Source organism: Streptomyces sp. NPDC048600 (assembly GCF_055587025.1).
On sequence record NZ_JBVJGZ010000034.1, the window covers coordinates 35,451 to 46,618 of the forward strand.

Annotated in this window: 8 protein-coding genes; 4 read left to right on the plus strand and 4 right to left on the minus strand. The window is 71.0% G+C overall.

Annotation, left to right across the window (positions count from 1 at the left end):
- Positions 1–62: 62 nt before the first annotated feature.
- On the minus strand, positions 63–1,718 hold the full coding sequence (locus ACZ6SQ_RS33280) for an ABC-F family ATP-binding cassette domain-containing protein (protein ID WP_469568797.1): 1,656 nt from the start codon (positions 1,716–1,718) through the stop codon (positions 63–65).
- Between the two features lie 331 nt (positions 1,719–2,049).
- Positions 2,050–3,075 (minus strand): LacI family DNA-binding transcriptional regulator, encoded by a 1,026-nt coding sequence (locus ACZ6SQ_RS33285; RefSeq protein WP_469568728.1) that lies wholly within the window; start codon positions 3,073–3,075, stop codon positions 2,050–2,052.
- Positions 3,076–3,359: 284 nt separating this feature from the next.
- Between ACZ6SQ_RS33285 and ACZ6SQ_RS33290 the strand changes: the two genes are divergently transcribed.
- Complete coding sequence (locus ACZ6SQ_RS33290) at positions 3,360–6,443, plus strand: glycosyl hydrolase (protein WP_469568730.1); 3,084 nt, start codon at positions 3,360–3,362, stop codon at positions 6,441–6,443.
- A 126-nt stretch (positions 6,444–6,569) separates the two neighbouring features.
- Here the strand turns inward: ACZ6SQ_RS33290 and ACZ6SQ_RS33295 are convergent, their stop codons facing one another.
- Positions 6,570–7,772 (minus strand): phospholipase D-like domain-containing protein, encoded by a 1,203-nt coding sequence (locus ACZ6SQ_RS33295; RefSeq protein ID WP_469568800.1) that lies wholly within the window; start codon positions 7,770–7,772, stop codon positions 6,570–6,572.
- A 113-nt stretch (positions 7,773–7,885) separates the two neighbouring features.
- Positions 7,886–8,368, minus strand: coding sequence for a hypothetical protein (locus ACZ6SQ_RS33300; protein ID WP_469568732.1), 483 nt, complete (start codon positions 8,366–8,368; stop codon positions 7,886–7,888).
- 141 nt (positions 8,369–8,509) lie between these two features.
- On the opposite strand from ACZ6SQ_RS33300, the gene ACZ6SQ_RS33305 reads away from it, so the two are divergent.
- From ACZ6SQ_RS33305 to ACZ6SQ_RS33315, 3 genes are all read left to right on the plus strand, one after another.
- A complete protein-coding gene (locus ACZ6SQ_RS33305) occupies positions 8,510–9,379 on the plus strand; it encodes a SigB/SigF/SigG family RNA polymerase sigma factor (RefSeq protein WP_469568735.1) in 870 nt (289 codons plus the stop codon).
- 57 nt (positions 9,380–9,436) lie between these two features.
- Positions 9,437–9,910 carry an ATP-binding protein gene (locus ACZ6SQ_RS33310; protein ID WP_469568738.1) on the plus strand — a complete coding sequence of 158 codons (474 nt, stop codon included), beginning with the start codon at positions 9,437–9,439 and terminating at the stop codon, positions 9,908–9,910.
- A gap of 261 nt (positions 9,911–10,171) precedes the next feature.
- Positions 10,172–11,168 (plus strand): HAMP domain-containing protein (locus tag ACZ6SQ_RS33315; protein WP_469568740.1); only part of this gene is annotated, 997 nt, incomplete at its 3' end.

An 11,168-nucleotide genomic window follows, 5' to 3' on the forward strand; every position in this document is an offset into this window, starting at 1 on the left:
CTACTCGGCAGGTCGGCCGGCGTACCACCGGCCGACCTGTCGGCCTCCTGAGCCGTGACGCCCTACCGGCGCGCGGCACCTGCGAGGGGGCGGGGCCCTCGGTCCTTCACCGGGGTCAGCTCGAGACGGCGGCCCTCGAAGCTCTGCCTGAGGCGTCGGTCGTGGCTGACGATCACGAGCGTGCCCGGGTAGGCCGCCAGCGCGGCCTCGATCTCCTCCACCAGGCCCGGCGCCAAGTGGTTGGTCGGCTCGTCCAGGAGCAGCAGATCGGCCGGGGTGGTCACCAGCCGGGCCAGCTCCAGTTTCCGGCGCCGGCCCGCCGACAGGAGCCGGACCGGGCTCCTCAGGTCCCGGGCGGTGAAGAGTCCCAGGGCGAGGAGTTCGTCCTCGCGGCCCTGCCCGAAGGCTTCCGCGACCGTGCGGTGGCCGGCGGGCGGGGCCATGTGCTGGCGGAGCGTCCCGACCCGGGCGGGGGCCTTCACCGTGCCCTGGTCCGGGGCGAGTTCGCCCGCGAGGAGGTTGAGGAGGGTGGTCTTGCCGGCGCCGTTCGGGCCGGTGACCAGGAGCCGTTCGCCCGCGTCCAGGTGGAGGGCGTCCAGGCGGAGCCTGCCGTCCACGCGTATCCCGGTCAGGTCGACCGACGCACCCCGGCCCGTCGGGACGGCGCTGAAGCGGAGCGGCTCAGGGGGTGCGGGCACCGGGTGCTCGGTGAGTCGGGCGAGGCGCTGGCGGGCGGCGCGGATGCGGCTCATCGCCCCGTGCGCCCGCGACCGGGCGCGGAAGGCGCCCGCGCCGCTGAACGCGGCCGGGGCCTTGCGCGGGATGGCCGTGAAGCGGTCGACGACGCTGTCCGCGAGGGCGCCGTACCGGGCCAGCTCGGCCTTCCACTCCTCGTACTCCCGCTGCCGGCGGGCCCGTTCGGCGGCGCGGCCGACGAGATATCCGGAGTATCCGTTGCCGTACCGGCGCACGGTGTGCCGGTCCTCGTCGACCTCCAGGACGGCGGTGGTGACCCGATCCAGGAAGACCCTGTCGTGGGAGGCGGTCACGACGGTGCCACGGTGGGCGCGCAGCCGCTCCTCCAGCCAGGCGACGGCCTCGTCGTCGAGGTCGTTGGTGGGTTCGTCGAGGAGCAGCAGTCCGGGGTCGCCCGCGAGGACCGCGGCGAGGGCGAGCCGGGAGCGCTGGCCACCGGACAGGGTCCCCAGGGGGCGGTCGCGGTCGATGGGGCCGGGTCCGCCGAGCCTGCGCAGGGTGGTCTCGACGCGCCGGTCGGCCTCGGCGCCGCCGCGTGCCTTGTAGGCGGCGAGCAGCTCCGCGTAGCCCGCGAGGTCGCCGGTCCGGGCGAGGGCCGACTCGGCCGTGCGGATGGCCCGTTCCAGTTTCCTGACGTCGGCGAGCGCCAGGTCCACAGCCTCGCCCACGGTGGCGGTCGGAGGCAGGTCGAGGGTCTGGGCGAGATGGCCGAGGCCGCCGGGGGCCTCGACGGCGACGGTGCCGTTATCGGCGGTTTCGAGGCCGGCCAGGAGCCGCAGCAGGGTGGACTTCCCGGACCCGTTGCCGCCGACGACGCCGAGGCGTTCGCCGGGGCGGACGGTGAGGGAGACACGGTCGAGCACGGTCCGGTGGTGGACGTGCTGGTCGTCGTAGCGCTTGCTGACCTCGGTGAGTTGGGCACGGAACAAGGGCGATCTCCTGAATGTCGGCGACAGGGCCATTGCGAGACGCACCGTCTCGTTGCAACGCCATCGAAGGTACGTCATGATCCAGGAAGTTGCAAGACGAGACGTATCGTATTGTCAATCCCTTTGCCTGAGAGCGCTCTCAAGAAATTCACCGAAACCGGTACGCCACACAGCCGGAATCCGTCACTGCTTGAACACATGAAAGGCTCGGCCCGTCGGCGACCCCGCCACCGCCTTCGAGAGGCGACCCCGGCCGGCCTGCGGCCACAGCGCGCAGGTCAGGGGTTCACTCGGCTTGGAAGCGAGTAGATCAGGCGTGGCAGCGAGCGGGCCGGCCGTTCACCCGGCCCCACCCGGAGGGGCCTCACGCCGAAGCGCGGCGGACCAGTTCCGTGGGGGTGATCAGGGACGCGGCCACGGCGTCGTGGGTCTTGTCCAGCATCCGCATCAGCAGCTTCACCATCAGCCGCCCCATGCCCTCGATGTCCTGGCGTACCGAGGTGAGCGCCGGCTCGCTCGTGCGGACGACGGACTCCATGCCGTCGAAGCCGACGACGGCGACGTCCTCCGGGACCCGCCGCCCGCGCTCACGCAGCGTACGCAACGCGCCGAGGGCCATGAGGTCGTTGGCCACGAACACCCCGTCGACGTCCGGGCGCCGGTCGAGCAGTTCGCCCATGGCGCGGGCACCGCTCTCCTCGGTGAAGTCGCCCTGGCGGAGCAGGTCCGGGTCGGCGTCGATCAGGACGTCGTAGTAGCCGGCGAGGCGGTCGAGCGCGGAGGTCTGGTCTCGGGGACCCGCAATGTGCGCGATGGCGCGCCGGTCCAGGGAGACGAGATGACGGACGGCCTCCCTGGCGCCACCCCGGTTGTCGCAGTCGACGAAGGGAATGTCCAGGTCGGAGCCGACTCCGGGGCGGCCGCCGAAGACCGCGGGCACTCTGCTCCTGGCTATCAGGGCGGGCAGCCGGTCGTCGCTGTGCAGGGAGAAGGCGAGGGCGCCGTCGACATGTCCGCCGGCGAGGTAGCGCGCGATCCGCTCGTGGTCGTCGGCGCTCTCCACCCACAGGAGCACGAGCTGGATGTCGTGGGCGGTGAGCTCGCGGCTGATGCCCCGGATCTGCTGCTCGAAGAACGGGTCGGAGAACACCCGGAACTCGGGTTCGGCGATGATCACGGCGACCGCGCCATGACGTTGGGTGACGAGCGAGCGGGCCGCGTGGTTCGGTACGTAGCCCAGGTCGGCGACCGCTTCGAGCACCTTGTCCACCAGCGGCTTGCGCACACCCGCGCCGCCGTTGACGACCCGCGAGACCGTCGCCCGCGATACGCCGGCACGTTCCGCGACGGCTTCCAGAGTGGGACGGGACGTCGTGGTCTGCTCGGGCAAGTTGGCTCCCAGTCTCGTCCTGGCTTCCGCTGTGCCGCCGGCCCGGCCCACCAGGCCGCCGATCCGGCGCAGCCAGCATAGACGGTGCCCATCCGGCTGAGAGCGCTCACAAGCCAGGCCTCGGGGCGGAACGCGGACGAATGCGCGAACCGGGACGGATCGGATGCCGGAGACCGAGGGTCGCCGCACGACGAGCTTCTACATCCTTTGTTTCAACTATTGACCGTTCATTGTGACGCCTTTACGTTTGCGCCGTCTTGAGAGCGCTCTCACATGAGGTGTGCATGAAACTACGCAGACATCTGGCCGTGCTGTCCGTGACCGCACTGGCCGCCGCCGCCCTCACGGCGACCGTCGGATCCGGCGTCGCCTCCGCGGCCACCGTCCCGGTCGGCAAGGGCAGCCACACGGACACCCGTCCGGCGGGAGCCCAAGGGCCCTCCAACAGCAACGGCCAGGCGGTGCTGCCCAAGGTCACCGCCGCCGCGGCCGACCGCCCGGTCCCGACCAACGACTGGTGGACCTCGCTGGCCTTCCAGAGGTACGCGGGGAATCCCTGGTCGGAGAACATGTACGGCCATCCGCTCACCTACAAGGCGGTGTCCGGCGGTCTGGAGGTCGGCTACCCGACCACGCACCAGATCGTCGGGGAGGGCCGCCAGTACGAGTTCCCGCACAAGGCCGACCTGACCCTGGGTCTCGCGGGGCTCAACTCCCCCGACGCCAAGGCGGACGACTGGAGCGACTGGACCGTCACGCCGTACTGGAGCGACGGGACCCGTACGCTGCGGACGACCATCGGGCACGGTATGCCATACGTCTACGCCCAGGGCTCCGGCGGTGCCGCACGGATCAACGCGGCGTCACCGCCCACGGTCTTCGCCGACCAGGGCAACGTCCTCGGCGTCACGATCTCCGGCCACCACTACGCGCTGTTCGCCCCCAGCGGCACCGACTGGACGGTGTCCGGCAACGACATCCGGGCCGACCTCGGATCGAAGAACTACTTCTCCCTGGCGGTGCTGCCCAACGCCAACGCGCTGGCGGACTTCAGGAAGTACGCCTTCAGCTTCGTCACCGGCTCCAAGGTCGACTGGCAGTACCTGGAGGGCGAGGGCAAGGTCAAGGCGACCTACTCGCTGACCACCGAGGCGAAGGAGGGCACCGAGCGGGGGACGTTCCAGGCCCTGTACCGGCACCAGTGGCTGCACACCGGTGACGCCCTCACCGGCTACACCTACGTCTCACCGCGCGGGCAGATGAAGGTCCGCGAGGGCACGTCGTTCACCACCGTCCAGAACGTCAACGGCGTGCTGCCGGGGCTGCCCGGCGCGGCGGGCGTCGACAAGGCGAAGCTGAAGGCCTTCATCGACGAAGTCCTGGCGCAGAGCGACCCGTTCAGCGGCGCCACCGACACCTACTGGACGGGCAAGGCGCTCGGCAAGCTCGCCCAACTGGTGCCCATCGCCGAGCAGATCGGCGAAACGGCTCAGCGCGACCGGCTCCTCGCCCTGATCAAGGCGCGGATGCAGGAGTGGTTCACCGCGGGCGGCGCCTCGGAGTTCTCCTACGACCGGAACTGGCGCACCCTCATCGGCTACCCGGCCTCGTACGGCAGCGACATGGAGCTCAACGACCACCACTTCCACTACTCGTACTACGTGATGGCGGCCGCCGTCGTGGCGCAGTACGACCCGCAGTGGGCCGCCGACAGCGAATGGGGCGGCATGGTCAAGGAGTTGATCAAGGACGCCGCCAACCCGGCCCGGGGCGAGAGCAAGTACCCCTTCCTGCGGGGCTTCGACGTCTACGCCGGACACAGCTGGGCCGCCGGACACCAGGCGTTCGCCGCCGGCAACAACCAGGAGTCGTCCTCGGAGTCGGTCAACCTCAGCGCCGGCCTGATCATGTGGGGCTCAGCCACAGGTGACAAGGCGCTGCGCGACCAGGGCGTCTACATGCTGATGACCGAGTCGGAGTCGATCGCCCAGTACTGGTTCGACGCGGACCAGCAGGTCTACCCCGAGAACTTCACCCATGACGTGGTGGGCATGGTCTGGAGCAGCGGCGGCAGCTACGCCACCTGGTGGACGGCCAACCCCGAGGAGATCCACGGCATCAACTTCCTTCCGGTGACCGGCGGTTCGCTGCACCTGGCCCGGGAGAAGGCCATGCTCCGGCGCAGCATCGCCGAGATGGAGCGGGAGAACGGCGGTCCGGCCGTCGAGTGGCGGGACATCTTCTGGCAGGTCCGCGCGCTCACCGACCCGGCCGACGCGATGGCGGCGTGGAACCAGGTGAACGGCGGCTATGTCCCCGAGGAGGGCGAGAGCAAGGCACACACGTACCACTGGGTCGCCACGATGAACGCCGTCGGCGCGCCGGACATGACGGTCACGGCCGACATGCCGTCCGCCGTGGCCTTCGCCAAGAACGGCACCCGGACCTACGCAGCGCACAACTACGGCTCCCAGAGCTGCTCGGTCCGGTTCTCCGACGGTGCCGTGCTCAGCGTGCCGGCGAAGTCCACCGCGTCCGGACCGGGCGACGACTCCGTGCTCCCGACGCTCTGCGGCGGCACCGGCGTTCCCCCGGGCGACGAACTGCCCACCGCGCCGGGCACCCCGGTCGCGAGCGGCATCACCGCCGCCTCCGTCACGCTGAACTGGTCGGCCGCCCAGGACGACAAGGGCGTCAAGAACTACGACGTCCACCGGAACGGCGCCAAGGTCGCCACGGTCACCCAGACCGCCTACACCGACACCGGTCTGACCGCCGGCACCACGTACACCTACAGCGTGCGGGCCCGCGACACAGCCGACCAGGTGGGGCCGGCCGGCGGCACGGTCAGCGTCAGGACCAGCGGCGACACTCCCCCGCCGTATGTCACGGGCGACACCTTCTACCCGCAGCCGGGCGGCGCGCTCGCCACCTCGGCGGCGACATCGCCCTCCAGCGCCACGATCCCGTCCGCCGGAGGCACGAACAACGACGGCACACCGCGCAACCCGCTGGTGTACGAGGTCCGCAACGTCCGCGGCTCCCTGAAGGCGGGAGCGGCCACGGGCTTCACGTTCAAGGTGGACGCCGGGACCTCCGTCGCCCACGCCCAGCAGGCGAGGGTGTCGTACGACCTGACCGGTGACGGCACCTTCGACCGTGTCGAGACCTTCCGCTACTTCGCCACCGACCCGGTCCCCGGTTGGGAGGAGTACTCGGCGGCGCGGCAGGGGCTGCACTCCGCCTCGGGAACCCTGGGCGATCTGAACGGAGGCACGGTCCGCGTGGAGGTCTGGAGCGCGCTGGGCAACGGCCCGTCGACCCTCCAGGTCGGCTCGGGCTCCGTCCTCACGATCCCCTTCACCTGATCCTTCACCTGATCGGACCGTCACCGGCAACGGTGACCTGACGCACGGCACAGGCAGCCCCGGCACCGGAGGCCCCACTCTTCCGGGCCGGGGCGGCCACGCCCCGACCCCTCGGACGCGCGGCCCTCACAGGAAGCGCCGGATCGGGGCGACAGCCGCCTCCTTGGTGCGCTGGAGCAGCGCCCGCCGTCTCCAGCGGGTGAGGTCGATTCCCTCACTGAGCTGCAGATCCGCGGTGAAGTCCTGGTCGAGGGCGGCGGTGAACGCCGGGTCCAGAACGGCGAGCATGACCTCCTCGTCGTGGTCCATGGAGCGGCGGTTGAAGTTGGTCGACCCGATCAGGGAGGCGACCGAGTCCACCGTGATGACCTTGGCGTGCATCATGGTCGGCCGGTACTGGAAGATCTCCACACCCGCCCTCAGCAGCCGCTCGTAGTGGTGCTGGCCTGCGAGCTGACAGGCGCGCTGGTCGGTGTGCGGTCCCGGCAGCAGGATCTCCACGCGCACGCCCCGGCGGGCGGTCCGGCACAGCAGGTCGACGAAGTAGTCGTCGGGGGCGAAGTAGGCGGTGGCGAGGCGGAAGCGTTCCTCCGCCGAGGTGAGCATGACCCGGATGAGGGTCTGCATGTCCTGCCAGCCGATGCTGGCGGAGCCGCGCACGACCTGGACGACCGACGAGCCGTCCTGCGCCTGGGGTGCGAAACGGTCCCGTTCGTCGAAGAGTTCGTCGTGGCACTCGGCCCAGTTCTGCGCGAACGCCGCGGCGATGCCGTCCACCGCGGGGCCGCGCACCTGGACATGGGTGTCGCGCCACTCCCCCGGGCCCCGGGCGTCGCCGCACCACTCCTGGGCGATGCCGACCCCGCCGGTGAACGCGGTGTGCTCGTCGACGACGAGGGCCTTGCGGTGGCACCGGTGGTTCTGCTTGAACGGTGACAGCCAGACGGGCTTGCGGAACCAGGCCACCTGGACGCCTGCCGACTCCATGAGGCCGAGAAGGTCCCGTTCGATCTCCTTGGCGCCGAACCCGTCGAGCAGCAGGCGCACCCGTACCCCCGCGCGGGCCCGCTCGGCCAGGGCACCGGCGAACTCGCGGGCGATCCGGCCGCGCCAGTAGACGAAGGTCATCATGTCGATCGTGTGCTCGGCCGAGCGGATCGCGTCCAGCATCGCCGGGAAGATCTCGTCGCCGTTGCGCAGCGGCAGCAGCGTGTTTCCCTCGGTGGCCGCGATGCCGATCAGCCGCTCCAGGCGGCGCCGCAGGGTCCGTACCCGCGTCTGCAGGTCGTCCGCGGTGCCCCGCGCCGGGGCAGTCGCTCCGCCGTCCACGATCACGTCGAATCTCCTGTCTGTCACTGGGTGTTGCCGCAAGGCCCCGCCGCCGGTGTTGCCGCAAGGCCCCGCCGCCGGCCCTCGCCGACGATCCGTCGGCGGTCCGCCGGTCAGCGCTTCCCGGCGGAGGGCCATATCCGGTGGCGGGTCAGGCGGAGGACGGGATGCTGCGCCTGCCGCCCGGCGCGGCGGCCCAGTACGTAGGACGCCCCGCTGAGCGCCGCGGCACCCGCTCCGACACCGACGGTGATCAGTTTGTGGTGGGCGACCAGTGTCCAGGCCGTCCTGGCGGCGACGGCGCACTGGCCCGATGCCGTGGCCAGGGCCTCGCGGCCCGACTCGACACCCCGGGTCGCCGTTCGCGCCGCCGTGTTCGCGACTTCGGTCACGCGCTTCGTGCCGGGCTCCGCGCCCCGCACGGTGTCGTCCGTGGCCGCCGCAGCCTGCTTCGCCGCGCGGCCCGCGGGTGCGGAGGTCTTCCTCGCCGCGCCTCCCGCGGCCGTGGACGCCTCGCTCGCCGTTCCCCGCGACTTGGACGCGGTGCTCCGCTTCGTCGTGGACTTTCCGTTCGTCTCAGCGTTGTGTTCAGCCATGGCGCTTCGCCTTGCCCGTCGACGCGGGCCCAAACCCGCCTCGCCCTGGCCGGAAACTGCTGTGCATCGTCCGGCCCGTTGGGGGAAGACGCCTGCTCGGGAGCTTGAACGCGACGCGAGTGACAGGGAGATATAGCGACGATGACGGCGACGTCGGCGACAGACACCACGGCAGCGGCGGCATCCGGGCGCAGGGCCGCACCGCAGGACACGGCGGAACTGCCGCGGATCGAGGACGCGTCGGCGGTTGCCCCGCGCGACGCCCGCGAGCTGACCAAGCTGTTCCTGCGGCGGCTGGCCGCGCTCGAGGAGGGCACGCACGAACACCAGTACGCGCGCAACACGCTCATCGAGATGAACCTCTCCCTGGTCCGCTACGCGGCGAGGGGCTTCCGCCACAGCGGTGACATGGAGGACATCGTCCAGGTCGGCACGATCGGGCTGATCAAGGCGATCGACCGGTTCGAGCTCTCCCGCGAGGTGGAGTTCGCGAGCTTCGCCGTCCCGTACGTCACCGGGGAGATCAAGCGCTTCTTCCGCGACTCGACCTGGGCCGTCCATGTCCCCCGGCGTCTGCAGGAGTTGCGCCTGCGGCTGGCCAAGGCGCGTGAGCACCTGTCCACGCGGCTCGGCCGCGACGCGACCGTCGCGGAACTCGCCGGACACCTCGGCATCGACGAGGAGGAGGTCCTCGAAGGGCTGGTGGCCGGCAACTGCTACACCGCCAACTCCCTGGACGTGCCCACGGACGGGGCGGACCCGGACAGTTCGACGACGTACGCGGATCTGCTCGGGGAGGAGGATCCGGCCCTGGAGATGGTCGAGAACCTGCACACCCTCGCTCCCCTCCTGAAGCAGCTCGACGACCGCGACCGGAAGATCATCGCCCTGCGCTTCGGACGCGAGCTGTCCCAGGCGGAGATCGGGGCCGAGGTCGGCTGTTCCCAGATGCACGTCTCCCGCCTGCTGGCGCGGGCGCTGCGCGAACTGAGGGAGAACATGCTTGCCTGAACCGGCCCTGCGGCGCGTCCGGGTCCGAGCCGCCCGTGACACCGAGCGTGCCCGCCCATGACCCGCGCGACACCGGCCCCCGGCGGGCGGCACCGCGACGGCGGGGACGACCGGACGACGGGCGCCGCGGACGCCCCGGCCTCCGAACTCGCCCCGCAGCGGCTACGGTTGCCCGCCACCGCCGCCGAGGCCCGTTCCCGGGTCCGCGACGCCCTGGCCGCTCTCGCGGGCCCGGCCCCCGGGACCGTCGACGACGTCCTGCTCGTCGTCACCGAACTGGTGACGAACGCCCTGCGGCACGGCGGCGGCGTCACCGCCTTCGGTGTTCTCCTCGACGGCGACAGCCTCACGCTCCGGGTGGGTGACGCCTCACCCCGGCTGCCCCGTACGGTGGCGCGCACCGACCCCGCCGCCCCGGGCGGCTTCGGCTGGCCGCTCGTCCAGCGGCTCTGCCTACGCGTCACCGTGAACGCCACGGCGAACGGCAAGATCATCGAGGTAGTCATGGGGACACGCCGAACGCAGGCGTAGGGACCACCCGTGGAATGTGTGCCGATCCCGTATCCGGGTAGTCCGATGCGGCGGAACCGGCTCCCGGCCGCTCCACGGACGGGGGCCCGCTCGCGGCTTTGTTCCGTGCGGTACCCGTGGGTTAGCCTGCGGCGTATTTCTCATCGCGTGCGTCCGCCACCTGCGGAAGGACGCGTACGCCGTGCCGGGACCACCACGTCCCGCCGCGGTTCCGGGTCCCCGGCCTCGGGGGCTCCTGGGGAGCAGGAACGAGGGGTGCGGGTGACGGGCGACAGTGCCGGGACCATCGAGCAGGCACCGGGCGATCAGGAACTCAGGCAACTCCTGGCAGGACTGACCGCCGTACGTGACGGGGACTTCGGCACCCGGCTGCCGGACGACGGCGACGGGCTGATGGGTGACATCGCCAAGGTCTTCAACGGCATGGTGGACCAGCTGTCGCTGTTCACCAGCGAGGTCACCCGCGTCGCCCGCGAGGTCGGCACCGAGGGCACTCTGGGCGGTCAGGCGCAGGTACCGGGGGTCTCGGGCACCTGGGCCGATCTGACGGACTCCGTCAACGCCATGGCGGGCAATCTCACCACCCAGGTGCGCGACATCGCCCAGGTGGCCACCGCGGTGGCCAAGGGCGATCTGTCGCAGAAGATCGACGTACCGGCGCGGGGCGAGATCCTCCAGCTGAAGGAGACCGTCAACACGATGGTCGACCAGCTCTCCGCGTTCGCCGACGAGGTCACCCGCGTCGCCCGCGAGGTCGGCACCGAGGGGAGCCTCGGCGGACAGGCACAGGTGCCGGGAGTCGCCGGAGTCTGGCGGGACCTGACCGACTCCGTCAACCATATGGCCGGCAACCTCACCAGCCAGGTGCGTTCCATCGCCCAGGTGACGACCGCGGTGGCGCAGGGCGATCTGTCGCAGAAGATCACCGTCGACGCACGCGGCGAGATCCTCGAACTCAAGAACACCATCAACACCATGGTCGACCAGCTCTCCGCCTTCGCCGACGAGGTCACCCGCGTCGCCCGCGAGGTCGGCACCGAAGGACGCCTCGGCGGACAGGCCGACGTCAAGGGCGTCAAGGGCACCTGGCGCGACCTGACCGACTCCGTGAACTTCATGGCGGGCAACCTCACCGGCCAGGTCCGCAACATCGCGCTGGTGGCGACCGCGGTGGCGCAGGGCGATCTGTCGCAGAAGATCACCGTCGACGCACGCGGCGAGATCCTCGAACTCAAGAACACCATCAACACCATGGTCG

What these genes read in the sequence shown, in the direction of transcription:
- ACZ6SQ_RS33280 (WP_469568797.1), bottom strand. Translation starts at nt 1,718, where the DNA reads ATGGCCCTGTCGCCGACATTCAGGAGATCGCCCTTGTTCCGTGCCCAA.
- ACZ6SQ_RS33290 (WP_469568730.1), top strand. Translation starts at nt 3,360, where the DNA reads ATGAAACTACGCAGACATCTGGCCGTGCTGTCCGTGACCGCACTGGCC.
- ACZ6SQ_RS33305 (WP_469568735.1), top strand. Translation starts at nt 8,510, where the DNA reads ATGACGGCGACGTCGGCGACAGACACCACGGCAGCGGCGGCATCCGGG.
- ACZ6SQ_RS33300 (WP_469568732.1), bottom strand. Translation starts at nt 8,368, where the DNA reads ATGGCTGAACACAACGCTGAGACGAACGGAAAGTCCACGACGAAGCGG.
- ACZ6SQ_RS33310 (WP_469568738.1), top strand. Translation starts at nt 9,437, where the DNA reads ATGACCCGCGCGACACCGGCCCCCGGCGGGCGGCACCGCGACGGCGGG.